The 15,248-nt window shown below is 67.2% G+C and carries 16 protein-coding genes and 1 tRNA gene; 9 read left to right on the top strand and 8 right to left on the bottom strand.

Annotated elements, in window-relative coordinates:
• The first annotated feature begins 150 nt into the window (after window positions 1-150).
• Both AC3WVS_RS11795 and AC3WVS_RS11800 read left to right on the top strand, forming a co-directional pair.
• The gene (locus AC3WVS_RS11795; protein WP_492318886.1) at window positions 151-708 is read left to right on the top strand and encodes a flavin reductase family protein; all 558 of its coding nucleotides are present in this window, start codon (window positions 151-153) and stop codon (window positions 706-708) included.
• 16 nt (window positions 709-724) lie between these two features.
• The gene (locus tag AC3WVS_RS11800) at window positions 725-1,180 is read left to right on the top strand and encodes a MarR family winged helix-turn-helix transcriptional regulator (protein WP_492318783.1); all 456 of its coding nucleotides are present in this window, start codon (window positions 725-727) and stop codon (window positions 1,178-1,180) included.
• Here the strand turns inward: AC3WVS_RS11800 and AC3WVS_RS11805 are convergent.
• On the bottom strand, window positions 1,177-1,659 hold the full coding sequence (locus AC3WVS_RS11805; protein ID WP_010813722.1) for an Lrp/AsnC family transcriptional regulator: 483 nt from the start codon (window positions 1,657-1,659) through the stop codon (window positions 1,177-1,179). The genes AC3WVS_RS11800 and AC3WVS_RS11805 overlap by 4 nt on opposite strands.
• A 158-nt stretch (window positions 1,660-1,817) precedes the next feature.
• On the opposite strand from AC3WVS_RS11805, the gene kynB reads away from it, so the two are divergent.
• The 3 genes from kynB to kynA are packed head-to-tail and all read left to right on the top strand — an operon-like array spanning window position 1,818 to window position 4,658.
• Window positions 1,818-2,468, top strand: coding sequence for an arylformamidase (kynB, locus tag AC3WVS_RS11810; protein WP_340525972.1), 651 nt, complete (start codon window positions 1,818-1,820; stop codon window positions 2,466-2,468).
• 35 nt (window positions 2,469-2,503) lie between these two features.
• Window positions 2,504-3,760 carry a kynureninase gene (gene kynU / locus AC3WVS_RS11815; protein ID WP_492318784.1) on the top strand — a complete coding sequence of 419 codons (1,257 nt, stop codon included), beginning with the start codon at window positions 2,504-2,506 and terminating at the stop codon, window positions 3,758-3,760.
• A 13-nt stretch (window positions 3,761-3,773) separates the two neighbouring features.
• On the top strand, window positions 3,774-4,658 hold the full coding sequence (gene kynA, locus AC3WVS_RS11820; protein WP_492318785.1) for a tryptophan 2,3-dioxygenase: 885 nt from the start codon (window positions 3,774-3,776) through the stop codon (window positions 4,656-4,658).
• 24 nt (window positions 4,659-4,682) lie between these two features.
• On the opposite strand, the gene AC3WVS_RS11825 is transcribed toward kynA, so the two are convergent.
• Window positions 4,683-5,492, bottom strand: a complete 810-nt coding sequence (locus tag AC3WVS_RS11825; RefSeq protein WP_340526275.1) for an IclR family transcriptional regulator — start codon at window positions 5,490-5,492, stop codon at window positions 4,683-4,685.
• Window positions 5,493-5,741: 249 nt separating this feature from the next.
• On the opposite strand from AC3WVS_RS11825, the gene AC3WVS_RS11830 reads away from it, so the two are divergent.
• The gene (locus AC3WVS_RS11830) at window positions 5,742-6,935 is read left to right on the top strand and encodes an acyl-CoA dehydrogenase (RefSeq protein ID WP_010813727.1); all 1,194 of its coding nucleotides are present in this window, start codon (window positions 5,742-5,744) and stop codon (window positions 6,933-6,935) included.
• A gap of 149 nt (window positions 6,936-7,084) precedes the next feature.
• Here AC3WVS_RS11830 and AC3WVS_RS11835 read toward each other — a convergent pair whose 3' ends face one another.
• Window positions 7,085-7,723: a peroxiredoxin gene (locus AC3WVS_RS11835; RefSeq protein WP_492318786.1), complete on the bottom strand. Its 639-nt coding sequence runs from the start codon at window positions 7,721-7,723 to the stop codon at window positions 7,085-7,087.
• 256 nt (window positions 7,724-7,979) lie between these two features.
• Between AC3WVS_RS11835 and AC3WVS_RS11840 the strand changes: the two genes are divergently transcribed.
• The 3 genes from AC3WVS_RS11840 to AC3WVS_RS11850 all read left to right on the top strand — a co-directional run bounded on the left by AC3WVS_RS11840 (window position 7,980) and on the right by AC3WVS_RS11850 (window position 9,359).
• Window positions 7,980-8,306 (top strand): ElaB/YgaM/YqjD family protein, encoded by a 327-nt coding sequence (locus AC3WVS_RS11840; protein ID WP_010813729.1) that lies wholly within the window; start codon window positions 7,980-7,982, stop codon window positions 8,304-8,306.
• 169 nt (window positions 8,307-8,475) lie between these two features.
• Window positions 8,476-8,856 carry a phage holin family protein gene (locus AC3WVS_RS11845; protein WP_492318787.1) on the top strand — a complete coding sequence of 127 codons (381 nt, stop codon included), beginning with the start codon at window positions 8,476-8,478 and terminating at the stop codon, window positions 8,854-8,856.
• Window positions 8,853-9,359, top strand: coding sequence for a DUF3318 domain-containing protein (locus AC3WVS_RS11850; protein ID WP_492318788.1), 507 nt, complete (start codon window positions 8,853-8,855; stop codon window positions 9,357-9,359). The genes AC3WVS_RS11845 and AC3WVS_RS11850 overlap by 4 nt, the downstream gene beginning before the upstream one ends.
• Window positions 9,360-9,380: 21 nt before the next feature.
• Here AC3WVS_RS11850 and AC3WVS_RS11855 read toward each other — a convergent pair whose 3' ends face one another.
• The 5 genes from AC3WVS_RS11855 to ybgF form a co-directional block, all read right to left on the bottom strand.
• A complete protein-coding gene (locus AC3WVS_RS11855) occupies window positions 9,381-12,281 on the bottom strand; it encodes an EAL domain-containing protein (protein ID WP_492318789.1) in 2,901 nt (966 codons plus the stop codon).
• A gap of 118 nt (window positions 12,282-12,399) precedes the next feature.
• A tRNA-Lys gene (locus AC3WVS_RS11860) sits at window positions 12,400-12,475 on the bottom strand.
• Window positions 12,476-12,531: 56 nt separating this feature from the next.
• Window positions 12,532-13,647, bottom strand: coding sequence for a YeeE/YedE family protein (locus AC3WVS_RS11865; RefSeq protein ID WP_492318790.1), 1,116 nt, complete (start codon window positions 13,645-13,647; stop codon window positions 12,532-12,534).
• A gap of 26 nt (window positions 13,648-13,673) precedes the next feature.
• Window positions 13,674-14,357, bottom strand: coding sequence for a 7-cyano-7-deazaguanine synthase QueC (gene queC, locus AC3WVS_RS11870; RefSeq protein ID WP_492318791.1), 684 nt, complete (start codon window positions 14,355-14,357; stop codon window positions 13,674-13,676).
• 127 nt (window positions 14,358-14,484) lie between these two features.
• Window positions 14,485-15,243, bottom strand: a complete 759-nt coding sequence (gene ybgF, locus AC3WVS_RS11875; protein ID WP_010813735.1) for a tol-pal system protein YbgF — start codon at window positions 15,241-15,243, stop codon at window positions 14,485-14,487.
• Window positions 15,244-15,248: the final 5 nt, after the last annotated feature.

Here is a 15,248-nt window from a genome sequence, read left to right on the forward strand (position 1 = left end):
TCTCCGGTTGTTCTTGTCTGGCGGCAGGGCTCGCCTGTTTTTGTGCGCCAGCCAACGCACGCATCGCGGATTGGTGGTCGCCGGGCTTGTACTCGATGCCCATGGCGCGAATAATATATATGAAATTTCATGAACTCCAGCGGAGCCCCCATGGGCATGCCTGAGGCCCAGCCACAGATCACCAGCGCCGCCGCACCAGATTTCGATGCGCAGCACTTCCGCCGCACCCTGTCGCAGTTCGCAACCGGGGTGACGGTGATCACTACGCGCGCCAGCGCCGCGTCGGTCGCCGCCGGCGCGGCGCCGTTCATCGGCATCACCGCCAGTTCGTTCAATTCGGTGTCGCTGGATCCGCCGCTGGTGCTGTGGAGCATGGCCACGCGCGCCAACAGCCTGCCGATGTTCCGCGACGGCACCCACTACATCATCAACGTGCTGTCGGCCTCGCAGCTGGAGCTGTGCCAGCGCTTCGCCACCCTCAAGGGCGACCGCTTCGCCGGCGTCGACTACCGGCTCTCGGCCACCGGCCTGCCGATCCTGTCCAATGCCCTGGCCTGGTTCGAATGCCACAACCGCAGCCGCTACGACGAGGGCGACCACATCATCTTCGTGGGCGAGGTCGAGCGCTGCGGCGTGCTCGATGGCAGCGACGGCCCGCTGGTATTCCAGGGCGGCCAGTTCACCACCACCGCCCCCCTCGTCCCCTGACCGCACCGGGCCCATCATGGCGGACCTGCCCGCGCACTCCCCCCTGCCCTTTGTCGATGGCTACCTGGCCTACCTGCTGGCCCGCGCGAGCCACCTGATCTCGGGCGAATTCCACCGCGAAGTGGAGGCCAGCGGCCTGTCCGTGCAGGAATGGCGCGTGCTGGCCACGCTGGCCGACCGCCCCGACTGCACCATCGGCACGCTCGCCGAAATCACGCTGACCAAGCAGCCGACGCTGACCAAGCTGGTCGACCGCATGGCCGCCGACGGGCTGGTGACGCGCCGCGCCGGCCAGGCCGACCGCCGCCAGGCGCTGATCTCGATCACCCCGCGCGGCCTCGCGCTGGCCCAGCCGCTGCTGGCGCGCGCCGCCCAGCACGAGCGCGCAGTGCTGGACGACTTTGGCCCGCGCCAGGGTGCGCTGCTGAAAGAAACCCTGCGGCAGCTGATCGCGCTGCATACGCAGCGCTAGGCGCCCTCCGCCGCCTTCAGGATCGCCAGCGGCGAACTGTCCACCTTGATCCGCTGCAACACGATGTTCGAGCGGATATCCATCACGCCCTTGGTGCGGTACAGCCGGTTCACGATGAAGTCCGAGTAGTGCTTCAGGTTGCGCGCCTGCACCCGCAGGATGTAGTTGCTGTCGCCAGTGATGATGTACGCCGACAGCACTTCCGGCCATGACTGAACCGCGGCGATAAAGGTGTCGTGCCAGCCTTCCACGTCATGGCGCATCGACACCTGCACGATCGCCTCAAGCTCCAGCCCGAGCTGCTCGGCGTCGAACCAGGCGCGGTAGCCGCCGATCACTCCTGACTCTTCCAGCAGCCGCACCCGCCGCAGGCATGCCGAAGGCGACAGCGCCACGCGGTCGGCCAGGTCCTGGTTGCTGATGCGGCCGTTCTCCTGCAGGCAGGTCAGGATGCGCAGGTCGGTGGGATCGAGGTTCATTCGAATTTCCTTCGACTAATCATCAATTCTTCGCATTTTATGCGAAAGATGATGGCATCGGCGGTCCATTTAGCAAGCCTCTTGCCGGCAATTTTGACTATGATTTCCGTCATCGAGGCAGACAACGACGGCGCCTTGCAAAGGCGCCGCGCACCCTTATGACCGCCCCCAATCAAGACCCGCGCCGGCTCTGGGACATCAGCCCGCCGCTCTCCCCCGCCACCCCGGTCTGGCCCGGCGACACGCCGTTCCAGCAGCAGCCGGCCTGGCAGATAGACGAGCACTGCCCGGTGAATGTCGGCCGCATCACGCTATCCCCGCATACCGGCGCGCACGCCGACGCCCCGCTGCACTACGCTGCCGACGGCGCGCCGATCGGCGCCGTGCCGCTCACGCCCTACCTCGGCACCTGCCGCGTGATCCATTGCATCGGCGCCTCGCCCGTGGTCGAGCCGCGCCATATTGAACACGCGCTGGCCGGCCTGCCGCCGCGCGTGCTGCTGCGCACCTACCGGCAGGCGCCGCTGGCGCAGTGGGACCCGCATTTCTGCGCGGTCGCGGCCGAGACCATCGCGCTGCTGGCCGCGCACGGCGTGCAACTGGTGGGCATCGACACACCGTCGCTGGACCCGCAGGAATCCAAGACCATGGATGCGCACAACGCCGTGCGCCGGCACGGGCTGGCCATCCTGGAAGGCATCGTGCTGGATGAGGTCGATGCCGGCGACTACGAACTGATCGCGCTGCCGCTGCGCTTTGCCGGGCTCGATGCCAGCCCGGTGCGCGCGGTGCTGCGCAGCCTCGACTGAACCATTCCCGAACAACCCCTGGCCAATCCCACGACATGACGACATTTGACCGCGAGCACTGTATCCGGCTCGACCAGCAAGACCCGCTGCGCCCGCTGCGCGACCAGTTCGCGCTGCCCGAGGGCGTGATCTACCTCGACGGCAACTCGCTGGGCGCGCGCCCGCGCGCCGCCGCCGCGCGCGCCGCCCAGGTGGTGGCCGAGGAATGGGGCGAGGGCCTGATCCGCAGCTGGAACACCGCCGGCTGGTTCGAGCTGCCGCAGCGGCTGGGCAACAAGCTGGCCCCGCTGGTCGGCGCCGGCCAGGATGAAGTGGTGGTGACCGACACCACTTCGATCAACCTGTTCAAGGTGCTGGCCGCGGCGCTGCGCGTGCAGCAGTCGCGTGACCCGGCGCGCAAGGTGATCGTGTCGGAGGCCAGCAACTTCCCCACTGACCTGTACATCGCGCAAGGCCTGGCCGATCTGCTGCAGCAGGGCTATTCGCTGCGCCTGGTCAATTCGCCGGCCGAGATCGACGCCGCCGTGGGCGCCGACACCGCCGTGCTGATGCTCACGCACGTCAACTACAAGACCGGCGAGATGCTCGACATGGCCTCGCTGACCGAACTCGCCCACGCCCGCGGCGCGCTCACGGTGTGGGACCTGTGCCACTCCGCCGGCGCGGTGCCGGTCAACCTGAAGGCGGCCGGGGCCGACTACGCCATCGGCTGCACCTACAAGTACCTGAACGGCGGCCCGGGTTCGCCCGCCTTCGTGTGGGTCGCGCCGGCGCTGCGCGATGCCTTCTGGCAGCCGCTGTCGGGCTGGTGGGGCCATGCCGCGCCGTTCGCGATGGATCCGCAGTATCGCCCGGTGGAAGGCGTGCGCCGCTTCCTGTGCGGCACGCAGCCTGTGACCTCGCTGGCGATGGTCGAATGCGGCCTGGACATCTTCGCCCAGACCAATATGCAGGTGCTGCGCGCCAAGTCACTGCTGCTGACCGACCTGTTCATCGAACTGGTGGAGGCGCGTTGCGGCCACCACCCGCTGACGCTGGTCACGCCGCGCGAGCACGCGCGCCGCGGCAGCCAGGTCAGCCTGGAGCACCCGGACGGCTATGCGCTGGTGCAGGCCCTGATCGAGCGGGGCGTGATCGGCGACTACCGCGAGCCGCGCATCGCCCGCTTCGGCTTCACGCCGCTGTACACCAGCTTCGCCGAGGTGTGGGATGCTGTGGAAATCCTGCGCGACGTGCTGGACAGCGGCGCCTATCGCGACGCGCGCTTCCAGACGCGCGGCCAGGTGACCTGATCGGGAGCGCATCATGAGTGAATTCAAGGGATGCCCCTTCTCCGCCGCGGCCAGCGAGGCAGGCACGAAAGCACAGGGCGACGGCTGGCACGGCGCGCAGATGGATTTCGCCAAGGACATGAGCTATGGCGACTATCTCGGCCTGGACCAGATCCTGAATGCGCAGCACCCGCTGTCGCCGGACCACAACGAGATGCTGTTTATCGTGCAGCACCAGACCACCGAGCTGTGGATGAAGCTGATGCTGCACGAGCTGCGCGCCGCGCGCGAGTCGGTCAAGGCCGACAGCCTGCCGCCTGCGTTCAAGATGCTGACGCGGGTGTCGCGCATCATGGACCAGCTGGTGCAGGCGTGGAACGTGCTGGCGACGATGACGCCGCCGGAGTATTCCGCGATGCGGCCTTACCTGGGGATGTCGTCGGGCTTCCAGTCGTTCCAGTATCGCGAGATCGAGTTCATTCTCGGCAACAAGAACGCGGCCATGCTGAAACCGCATGCGCACCGGCCGGAGCACCTGGCCTTGGTGGAGACCGCGCTGAAGACGCCGTCGCTTTATGACGAGGCGATCCGGCTGATGGCACGACGTGGTTTTGCGGTCGATGCGGATTGCGTGGAGCGGGACTGGACCCAGCCGACTGCGTACAACGCCTCGGTCGAGGCGGCGTGGCTGGAGGTCTATCGCAATCCGTCGGCGCACTGGGAGCTGTACGAGCTGGGCGAGAAGTTCGTGGACCTGGAGGATTCGTTCCGCCAGTGGCGCTTCCGCCATGTGACCACGGTCGAACGCGTGATCGGCTTCAAGCGCGGCACCGGCGGCACCGAGGGCGTCAGCTACCTGCGCAAGATGCTGGATGTGGTGCTGTTCCCGGAACTGTGGAAGCTGCGCACCGACCTGTAACGCCTTGCGCGTCGGACCTGGCCGTCACCCCGCCGGGTCCGACAACCTTGCCGCGAGCGCCCGCAACGCCGGCGCCAGCGTCTGGTGGAACACCGATTCATCCACCGCCCCATAGGAAGCACTGCAACTCAGCATGTGCAGCTCCTTCTCCCCCACCGGCCGGAACGCCACCGCACAGGCATGGATGGCCGGATGCCAGTCGCGGAACGACGCCGCATAGCCGCGCTGCTGCGCCTCGGCCAGGGCGGCGCGCGTGGCCGTCTCCTGCTGCTTCCACTGTTCCGGGAACGCCTGGCTGAACTCAGCCATGACCCGCTCGCGCCGCGCCGCCGGCAGCGCGGCCAGGTATGCCCGCCCCATCGAACTGGACACCAGCGACAGCCGCGAGCCCACGCCCAGCCCCAGCATCACGCCCGCATCGTTGCGGATCGATTCCAGGTAGATCACTTCCATGCGCTCGCGCTTGCCCAGCGAGACCGAGACCCCGTACGACTGCGCGAACGCCAGCATATGCGGCCGCGCCAGCGACACCACGTCCGACGCCGACAGGTAGGCATAGCCCAGCGCCAGCACGCCGGCATCCAGCGCGTACTTGCCCAGGCTTTCGTCATAGCGCAGGTAACCGAGCTGCACCAGCGTGCCGGCCAGCCGGCTCACCGTGGCCTTGGGGAAGCCAGTGCGGCGCACGAAGTCCTGGTTGCCGAGCATTGCCTCGCCGGTGCGGAAGCAGCGCATCAGCTCCAGCCCGCGCGCCAGCGCGGTAACGAAGTTGGGATCGCTGTCGCGCACCGGCGCGGGCGGCGTGGCATCGGGAGAAAGTGACGGACTGGTCAAGGCGGCTCCTCTCAGGTCGGCGGTTGTCCGCTCATCGCACAAAGGCATGGGTGTCGGGGGTTTTGCCTGTTGCACGGCAAAGCCATTGCGATATACTAATTCAACGGAACACAGTTCCGCAATGCGGAACAACAAATAACCCTCCGCGAAGATCACCGAACCCGTCATGATTCCCGGAAGCGCCGGTGCGGCAAGCGACCATTCGCCCCGCCCCCGACGCTTCCCCCCGCGCTACCGAAGGAGACCTGCATGGCTGCCAACGCCGAATTCCACTGGGCCGACCCCCTGCTGCTGGACCAGCAACTGACCGCCGACGAACGCATGGTGCGCGACGCCGCCGCGGCGTACTGCCAGGACAAGCTGATGCCGCGCGTGCTGCAGTCGTTCCGCAACGAGAAGACCGACGTGGAGATCTTCCGCGAGATGGGCGAACTGGGCCTGCTCGGCCCCACCATCCCGGAGCAATACGGCGGCCCGGGCCTGAACTACGTCAGCTACGGCCTGATCGCCCGTGAAGTCGAGCGCGTCGATTCGGGCTACCGCTCGATGATGAGCGTGCAGTCGTCGCTGGTGATGGTGCCGATCTTTGAATTCGGCACCGAAGCGCAGAAGCAGAAGTACCTGCCCAAGCTGGCCACCGGCGAATGGATCGGCTGCTTCGGCCTGACCGAGCCGAACCACGGCTCCGACCCGGGCTCGATGGTCACCCGCGCCAAGAAGGTCGACGGCGGCTATGAGCTGACCGGCGCCAAGATGTGGATCACCAACTCGCCGATCGCCGACGTGTTCGTGGTCTGGGCCAAGCTGCAAGGCGACGACGGCAAGGAAGCGATCCGCGGCTTTATCCTCGAAAAAGGCTGGAAGGGCCTGTCGGCACCTGCCATCCACGGCAAGGTCGGCCTGCGCACCTCGATCACCGGCGAAATCGTGCTGGACCAGGTGTTCGTGCCGGAAGAGAACATCATGCCGGGCGTGAGCGGCCTGAAGGGCCCGTTCACGTGCCTGAACTCGGCCCGCTACGGCATCGCCTGGGGCGCGCTGGGCGCCGCCGAATTCTGCTGGCACACCGCGCGCCAGTACACCCTGGACCGCAAGCAGTTCGGCCGCCCGCTGGCCGCCACGCAGCTGGTGCAGAAGAAGCTGGCCGACATGCAGACCGAGATCACGCTCGGCCTGCAAGGCTGCCTGCGCCTGGGCCGCATGAAGGACGAAGGCACCGCCGCAGTGGAAATCACCTCGATCATGAAGCGCAACTCGTGCGGCAAGTCGCTCGACATCGCCCGCGTGGCGCGCGACATGCTGGGCGGCAACGGCATCTCGGATGAGTTCGGCGTGATCCGCCACGTGGTGAACCTGGAGGTGGTCAACACCTATGAAGGCACCCACGACATCCACGCGCTGATCCTGGGCCGTGCCCAGACCGGCCTCCAGGCCTTCTTCTGATCGCATCCGCGACCAACGGACAGCTCTCCGCAATAAAAAAGCCCGGCTGCAAAGCCGGGCCAAGCACACTACCAAGGAGACGACGAGGCTGCCCCCGTCGATAAAACGCCTGTCCTGCACGCCGGCCCCGCCTTCACGCGGGGCCGCGTTCATTTGTTGGGTTGGGGCGTCAGGCGCAGGTACGGCCGCACCGCCTGGTAGCCCTTGGGGAATTTCTCGCGGATCACCGCCTCGTCCTTCAGCGAGGGCACGATCACCACGTCGTCGCCGTCCTGCCAGTTGCCCGGCGTGGCCACGCTGTGGTTGTCGGTCAGCTGCAGCGAGTCGATCACGCGCAGGATCTCGTTGAAATTGCGCCCGGTGCTGGCCGGATAGGTGATGATCAGGCGCACCTTCTTCTTCGGGTCGATGATGAACAGCGAGCGCACCGTCAGGGTCTCGTTCGCGTTCGGGTGGATCATGTCGTAGAGTTGCGACACCTTGCGGTCGCCATCGGCCAGGATCGGGAAGTTGACCGTGGTCGACTGGGTCTCGTTGATATCCTGGATCCAGCCGCGGTGCGAGTCCACGTTGTCCACCGACAACGCGATCGCCCTGACGCCGCGGCGTGCGAATTCATCCTTCAGCTTCGCGGTCAGGCCCAGCTCGGTGGTGCACACGGGGGTGTAGTCGGCCGGGTGCGAGAACAGCACGCCCCAACTGTCGCCAAGCCACGCATGGAAGCCAATGCGGCCTTCGCTCGAATCCTGCTCGAAGTCCGGGGCGATATCGCCAAGACGCAAAGCCATGTTCTGTTCTCCTGATTTCGGGGTGGAACCAGAGTATCCGGATTGATATCCAACCCAAACGAATATAAAGTCACTACAAAATCACTCGAAGTCATATAGACATTTTCTGACATTCATCACGCTTGCTTTCCGGCATGCTGACGATACTAGGCAGCGAAGCGGCACGCGCACTGGCTTGCAGCCTTGAAACCACGGCCGCCCGCCACATATGCTAAGTATCAGACCGACAATTGCCGTTAGCCTCGGAGCGTAGAAAATGTCAGAATCCGCACAAACCGAACCAACCGCCCGCAAACAGGAGAAACTGATGAGCGATGTCAAGACCGTTCTGTCCGACGCCGAGGAACTGCTGAAGCAAGCCGCCTCGACCACCGGGGAAAAGGCCGCCGAACTGCGCGAGCGTGGCATGGGCCTGCTCAAGCAAGCCAAGGAAAAGGCCCAGGACCTGCAAGACGCCGTCGTGACCAAGAGCAAGGCCGCGGCACGCGCCACCGACGACTACGTGCATGACCACCCGTGGCGCGCCGTGGGCGTGGCGGCCGGCGTAGGCCTGCTGATCGGTCTGCTGCTGAACCGCAAGTAAGCGATTCCAACCCGGCGCGGCGTGCTGGTGTGCCGCGCCTGAGCGGCAACCCGGTCATCGGGTTGCCAGTGGCCGGGGCTGGCGACACAACAGCCGCCACACCCGGCCCGCCTGCTGGAAAGGCGCGTACGGCCCACGCCGTCGCGCCGCTCTTTCACGCCGGAGCCGCATGAGCGAATCCCCCCCTTCCCCCAAGCTCCTCGAATCCGTGCGCAACCTGGCCGGCTCGCTGGTGGCCATGGTCCAGACCCGCCTCGAACTCGCCAGCGTGGAGCTTGCCGAGGAACGCACGCGCCTGATGAAGGTCGCGCTGCTGGCCTGCTTCGGCCTGGTGTTCTTTGGCATCGGGCTGGTCACGCTGACCGGGCTGATCGCCATCCTGTTCTGGGACACCTACCGCTGGCAGGCACTGGGCGCACTGACGGTCCTTTACCTGGTGCTGTGCGCGATTTGCCTGGCGTACGCACGCAACCTGGTGTGCAACGCCCCGCCGATGCTGGAGGCCACGCTCGCCGAAATCGACAAAGACCGGGAGATCCTGCGCCGATGAGCCCCCTGGAACCCGACGACAGCGCTGCCGGACACGACCGCCGCGAACACCCGCGGCGGGCCCGGTTCACGCAAGAGGTGCGTCTGCCGCTGGCGGTGCGCAAGGAACTGCTGCTGACCCGCGCCGCGCTGGAACGCTACGACTGCCTGCAGGCCCTGCATGAGGTGCGGGCTGGCGCGCACCGCCTGGGCACTATCGGCCACTGGCTGCCGCGCATCGCCCGTCCGGGGTCGTGGATGAAAGTGGTCGGCATGACCAAGGACTACCCGCTGCTGAGCACCGTAATGACGCTGGCGCTGCCGCTGGTCAAGCGCACGCCGGTGCTGCGCTGGACCTGGAAGCTGTCCAAGGTCGGCCTGGCAGCCGGCGCCGCCTACTGGGTGTACAACACCTGGCGCGAAGCCAGGCACCAGGCCGTGCCGCCCGCAACCGCGCCGACGCCCGCGCCGGCCGGCACCCCGCCCGGCGCCGATACCGGCTTCCGCGACCCGCTCGTTCCCTGACCCGCCGCCGGGCCTGGCGGCTCAGCCCGCCAGCGCCAGCGCCGCCCGGTCGCCGGCGTTGGGATCCGCCGGGGCAAACGGCACCGGCTGCGCAATGTGGTAGCCCTGCACCAGGTCCACGCCCAGCTCGCGCAGCCGTTCGAGCATGGCCTCGCTCTCAACGAATTCCGCAATGGTCTGCTTGCCCATGGCGTGGCCGATGCGCTGGATCACCTCCACCATCACCAGGTTGACCGGGTCGGCCAGCATGTCGCGCACGAAGCTGCCGTCGATCTTCAGGTAGGCCGCCGGCAGGTGCTTCAGGTAGGTGAACGAAGACATGCCCGCGCCGAAGTCATCCAGCGCAAACTTGCAGCCCAGCTGCTGCAGCTGCAGGATGAACGCGCCGGCCTGCGCCAGGTTGGAGATCGCTGCGGTTTCCGTGATCTCGAAGCAAATGCCGTCCAGCGCAATGCCGAAGCGCTGCGCCTGCTCGCGCACGAAGTCGGGAAACTGGAGGTCCGCCAGCGACGAGCCTGACAGGTTGATCGCGCAGGTGGCAATCTCCGCCTGCCGTCCCGCCAGGGTGCGAAACGCGGTCTCGACCACCCAGCGGTCGATCATCGGCATCAGGTTGTAGCGCTCGCAGGCCGGCAAGAAGGCCATCGGCGGCACCAGCCGGCCACGTTCATCGACCATGCGCAGCAGCAGTTCCACATGGCGGCCCGTCTGCGGCAGCGCGCCATCGTGCGCCGGCACGATCTCCTGCGAGTACAGGCAGAAGCGGCCAGCCGCCAGCGCCGCATGCACGCGGCTGACCCACTCCATCTCGCCGTGGCGCGCCTGCACCACGCTGTCCAGCGGATGGTAGACCTGCACGCGGTTGCGCCCGCCCTCCTTGGCCACGTAGCAGGCCGCGTCGGCCGCGCTCAGCGCCTCGGCGACGTTGACGGTCTGGCGGTCCAGCGTCACCAGGCCAATGCTGACACCCAGCGTGAAGGTGCGCTGGCGATGCGCAAAGCGGAAACAGGCAATGGCGTGGCGCAAGGCCTCGGCCACGCGTTCGCCGTCGGCGTGGCCGCATTGCTCCAGCAGCACGCCGAACTCGTCGCCGCCCAACCGGGCCAGCGTGTCGCTGCGGCGCAGCTGGCTGCGCATGACCTCAGCCATCTGCCGGATCAGCTCGTCGCCGGCGGCATGGCCGCAGGTGTCGTTGACCACCTTGAACTGATCCAGGTCCAGGTACATCAGCGTATGGGTGGTGCCCTGCACCCGTGCCCGCGTGATCGCCGCGTCCAGCCGGCGCTCGAACTCGGCGCGGTTGACCAGGCCGGTCAGCGCATCGTGGCTGGCCTCGTACGCCAGCCGCGCCGCATGGGCGCGTTCCTGGCTGATATCGTGCAGCACCACCACCACGCCGATGGCCTGCGCGGCACGGTCGCGGATCAGCGCTACCGATGGCTTGACCGCCAGCGCCTGTCCGGGCAGCCCGGACACATCGCGCTGCACCAGCTGCGCCGACCGGCTGCGCCAGCGCTGCCGCAACGCCAGCGTGACAATATCGGGCAGCGGCGCCAGGCTTTCCTCGTCGCGCAGCACGCACACGCTGCTCAGCGGCAGGCCGCGGGCGTCGGCTTCGCGCCAGCCGGTCAGGGCCTCGGCCGCGGGGTTGAGCGATTCCACGCGCCCCCACACATCGGCCGTCACCACCGCGTCGCCGATGGCCTGCAGCGTGACCTGGGCGCGCTCCTTCTCGGCAAAGAGCTGGGTCTCGTAGCGCTTGTGGTCGGAAATATCCGTGAGCGACCCCGCCATGCGCGCGCGCCGGCGCCCCGCCCCGCGCACCAGCCGGCCGCGGGCGCGCACCCACAGGTAATCGCCGGCACGGTTGCGCAGGCGGAATTCGGCATCGTAGGGCTCGCCGCTGCGCAGATGGTGCGCCAGCTTGGCCTCGAAGGCAGCCAGCTCGGAAGGATGCAGCAGGCCCAGCACGGTTTCGCGCGCATGCGGCAGCTCGGTGTCCTGGTAGCCCAGCATCTGCGCGCAGCGCGGCGAGAAGTACAGCTCGCCGCGGCCGAGATGCCAGTCCCACAGGCCGTCGTTGCTGCCCTCCACCGCCAGCTGCAGCTGCTCTTCGCGCTGCGCCAGCGCCTCGCGCAGCCGGCGCTCGCGCCGCAGCGGCCCCACCGACAGCAGGATCGCCGACATCAGCAGCGCGGCCGCCATCACCGCGCTGCCGTTGGTCAGCAGCCGCGTCACGCGGCGCGAGGCCTGGCCCAGATGGCCCGAAAAGGCCCGCTCCAGCGGCGTCAGCCTGGCGTCGATCCGCGCAATGTTGCGCAGCACCGGCGCCACGCACTCATCGCCGCAGCCGGGCTGGCTGGTCAGCCGGCGCAGGGTCAGCGCCTGTTCGTGCAGCGCAAAGATCTCGATGTCGCCCGCGGCCCACACGCGAATCGCGGCATCGACCTCCTGGATATGGCGGAAATTCCGGTAGAGCCGCACCATCCGCGGAATGTCTTCGGGATGGTTGCCGCCGGCAAGCAGCCCTTCATGGATGCGCTCCAGGTCAGGCTCGTCGCGGTCGAGCTCCAGGCGCGCGCGGTGGTCGCCCAGCGGGATCGCGATCGACTCCAGGTATGCCTCGAAATCCGCCGGATCACGATCCTCGCCGTAGCGCAGCAGGTGCAGCACGGCGTTCTTCTGGCCTTTGGACCACTGGCTCTCGCCCGCGACAAAGGCGCGCGCGGCCGACAACAGGTCCAGGCTGGCGATGCAGAACAACGCCAGCGCAACGACCACCGGTACGAACGGCCAGATAATGCGCAGCACGTGCCCGCTGGCCGGCAAGGAAACGCCTGCTTGCCGCATAGGGTCTTGTTGGTGGGCCGTGTCTCGCGGCCATCCTGATGGACCGCGGTCAACACGCCGCGGCTGATCCATTGTGCTGCGCAGGCAGTCCTAAGTCTCTACCTCGAACTAGTTAAAGCACCCCCCCGTTAGCGGGGCATGCCAGACGCAAAAAGGGCCTGTGGCTTGCGCCACAGGCCCTTCGTAATACTGGTGGGTCGTGCGTGACTCGAACACGCGACCAACGGATTAAAAGTCCGCTGCTCTACCGACTGAGCTAACGACCCGAAAAAACAGAACCGCGATTATAGGGATGCGGTTCTCGATGTGTCAAGCACGCTCCTCAGGCCATGCGCTCCAGACGCCATATCTGGTAGCGGAATGCCAGCACTGCACCGGCCAGGATACCCGCCAGCGCGATAAACGAGCCAAGCGCCAGGGTCGACACGCCCGACAGCCCCTGCCCGACCGTGCAGCCCAGCGCGGTCACGCCGCCCGCACCCATCAGGATGCCGCCGACCATATGGTTGGCGACGTCCTCGGCATTGCCGAAGCCTTCCCAGCGGAATGTGCGCGTGGCCAGGGCATAGGCCGCCGCGCCGGCGATCACGCCGAACACGCTGACGATGCCGACCGTCACCACCTTGCTCTTGTCGCTGAACATCATCAGCCAGTCGAGCGTGTAGGCATAGGGGGCGACAAAGCTCAGGCTTTCCATGCGGCCGCTGTTGGTCGAGACGAACAGTTCCTCAAGCGTATTGGGGTCTTCGGCTACATAGCCGAGGTGGCCCGAGACATACCACATTGCCACGATGATCAGCCCGACGCCGATGCCGCCAAGCAGGTTGTCGAACGAGCGGAAGCCGCGGCCCGCCAGCGCCCACACCACCAGCACGCCGCCCAGCGCCAGGCCCAGGCCCAGCTGCAGCGCGCCGCGCGCGAGCCCCGTGCCCTGCGCCAGCATGGACGGCAGGTCTTGCGTGGTGGGCAGCGTCAGCGCCACCGCATCGACGGTATTCACTCGCACCACGCCGAACAGCCCGCGCAGCGTCATGTAGGCCGACAGGCCCAGGAAGACAAAGACCACCAGCGACTTCAGGTTGCCCGCGCCGATGCGCACCAGCGTCTTGCTGCCGCAGCCCGACGCCAGCACCATGCCGAAGCCGAACATCAGCCCGCCGGCCAGCGCCGACAGCCAGCCCAGCTTGCTGGCGGTGTAGATGGTCTTGGTAGGGTCGATCGCGCCGGTCCAGGCCAGCACGCCGGTGCCGATCATGGCCACGCCGATCGCCAGCACCCACATGCGCATGCGGCTCCAGTCGCCCATGTTGACGATGTCGGAGACCGCGCCCATGGTGCAGAAGTGCGTGCGCTGCAGCACGGCGCCAAACAGGAAGGTCAGGACGAACGTGCTCAGCAGCACGGTGCGCGAGAGCGCGGCGAGGTCGATTTCAGGCATGTAGGGGCGTGGACGTCGGCTTGTGATCAGGCAGCGGCCTGGTAGCGGGTCGGATCGGGCACACCGGCGGCTTCAAAGCCGGCCCGGCGGATGCGGCACGAATCGCACACGCCGCAGGCGCGGCCGTCGTCGTCGGCCTGGTAGCACGACACCGTCAGGCTGTAGTCCACCCCCAGCGCGATGCCGGCGCGGATGATCTCGCCCTTGGTCATGTCGATGATGGGCGCATGCACGCGGAAGCGGTCGCCCTCGACCCCGGCCTTGGTGGCGAGGTTGGCCAGCGTTTCATAGGCCGCGACGTATTCCGGGCGGCAGTCCGGGTAACCGGAGTAGTCGACCGCATTGGCGCCGAAGAACAGGTCGCGCCCGCCGACGGCCTCGGCCCAGCCGAGCGCCAGCGACAGCATGATGGTGTTGCGCGCCGGCACGTAGGTGACCGGGATGCCGTCGGAAGCGCCGTCGGTCGGCACCGCCAGCGCGTCGTCGGTCAGCGCCGAGCCGCCGAAGCGGCGCAGGTCCAGGTCGATGATCTCGTGGCGGGTGGCGCCCAGCGCGGCCGCCACGCGCTTGGCAGCTTCCAGCTCAGAGGAGTGGCGCTGGCCATAGCGCATCGACAGCGCATAGGTCTCGAAGCCCTGGGCGCGGGCCATGGCGAGTACGGTGGCAGAGTCTAGTCCGCCGGACAGCAGGACGATGGCGCGTTTGGTCATGATGGGAAGCGCGCCGCCTCGGCGCGCAAAAGATTCAGGCGAATCGCGTATTTTAGCGCGACCCAAGAAAAAGGCCCGCCGAAGCGGGCCTTGCAGACAGGACCGGGCGTACCGGCCGCTTCCGGTGTTATTTCAACGTCTTCAGCCGGTTGCTGGCCGCCTGCGCGCCTTCGGTGCCCGGATACTTGGCCACCACCTGCTCCAGTGTCTTGCGCGCGGCCGCCTTCTGGCCGGACTCGAGCTGGTTGTTGGCGACCGCGATCATCGCATCCGGCACCTTGGGATGCGTCGGGTTGTTATTGATCATGGTCTGCAGCACCGAGGTGGAGCCCTTGTAGTCGCGCTGCGCATACAGCGAGTTGCCGAGCCAGTACTGCGCCAGCGGCACGTACGGGCTCTGGGGGTACTTCTTGACGAACGCCGAGAACGAACTCCCGGCGCTCTTGAAGTCGCCCGCCTGGAACTGCTTGAGCGCGGCATCGTATTCGGGCTTTTCGCCCGGCTGCGACAGGCCTTCGCGGCCTTCGACAGTGACCTGCTGCGGCTCGAATTTCTTCAGGCGCGCATCCAGGTCGGCGTAGTAGTCCTTCTGCTGCTTCTGCAGCGTGTCCACCGTGTTCTGCAGCACTTCGTTCTGGCCGCGCAGCCGCGCCACTTCCTGGCGCAGGCCCTCGAGCTGGTTCTGCATGTCGAGCGTGGTACGGCTGTTCTGCTCGATGCGCTGCGTCGCGGTTGCCTGGAAACCGTTGAACTGGTCGCGCAGGCTGATGACCGCCTTGCGCGCCTCGTCATCATCGAACACTCCGGCATGCGCCTGCGACAGCGGCAGCATGCCGCCGCCGGCGACGGCGGCGAGCCACAACAGGGTGGAAACGCGTGCTTTCATGAAAG

The sequence above is a fragment of the Cupriavidus sp. CPT47-8839-RL05A genome, assembly GCF_058792255.1.

Bases quoted from the DNA above. Each gene is read 5' to 3' on its own strand.
- ybgF (WP_010813735.1), bottom strand. From the start codon at position 15,243: ATGAAAGCACGCGTTTCCACCCTGTTGTGGCTCGCCGCCGTCGCCGGC.
- queC (WP_492318791.1), bottom strand. From the start codon at position 14,357: ATGACCAAACGCGCCATCGTCCTGCTGTCCGGCGGACTAGACTCTGCC.
- AC3WVS_RS11835 (WP_492318786.1), bottom strand. From the start codon at position 7,723: ATGGCTTTGCGTCTTGGCGATATCGCCCCGGACTTCGAGCAGGATTCG.
- kynA (WP_492318785.1), top strand. From the start codon at position 3,774: ATGAGTGAATTCAAGGGATGCCCCTTCTCCGCCGCGGCCAGCGAGGCA.
- kynU (WP_492318784.1), top strand. From the start codon at position 2,504: ATGACGACATTTGACCGCGAGCACTGTATCCGGCTCGACCAGCAAGAC.
- AC3WVS_RS11865 (WP_492318790.1), bottom strand. From the start codon at position 13,647: ATGCCTGAAATCGACCTCGCCGCGCTCTCGCGCACCGTGCTGCTGAGC.
- kynB (WP_340525972.1), top strand. From the start codon at position 1,818: ATGACCGCCCCCAATCAAGACCCGCGCCGGCTCTGGGACATCAGCCCG.
- AC3WVS_RS11855 (WP_492318789.1), bottom strand. From the start codon at position 12,281: ATGGATCAGCCGCGGCGTGTTGACCGCGGTCCATCAGGATGGCCGCGA.
- AC3WVS_RS11845 (WP_492318787.1), top strand. From the start codon at position 8,476: ATGAGCGAATCCCCCCCTTCCCCCAAGCTCCTCGAATCCGTGCGCAAC.
- AC3WVS_RS11795 (WP_492318886.1), top strand. From the start codon at position 151: ATGGGCATGCCTGAGGCCCAGCCACAGATCACCAGCGCCGCCGCACCA.
- AC3WVS_RS11800 (WP_492318783.1), top strand. From the start codon at position 725: ATGGCGGACCTGCCCGCGCACTCCCCCCTGCCCTTTGTCGATGGCTAC.
- AC3WVS_RS11805 (WP_010813722.1), bottom strand. From the start codon at position 1,659: ATGAACCTCGATCCCACCGACCTGCGCATCCTGACCTGCCTGCAGGAG.
- AC3WVS_RS11850 (WP_492318788.1), top strand. From the start codon at position 8,853: ATGAGCCCCCTGGAACCCGACGACAGCGCTGCCGGACACGACCGCCGC.
- AC3WVS_RS11830 (WP_010813727.1), top strand. From the start codon at position 5,742: ATGGCTGCCAACGCCGAATTCCACTGGGCCGACCCCCTGCTGCTGGAC.
- AC3WVS_RS11840 (WP_010813729.1), top strand. From the start codon at position 7,980: ATGTCAGAATCCGCACAAACCGAACCAACCGCCCGCAAACAGGAGAAA.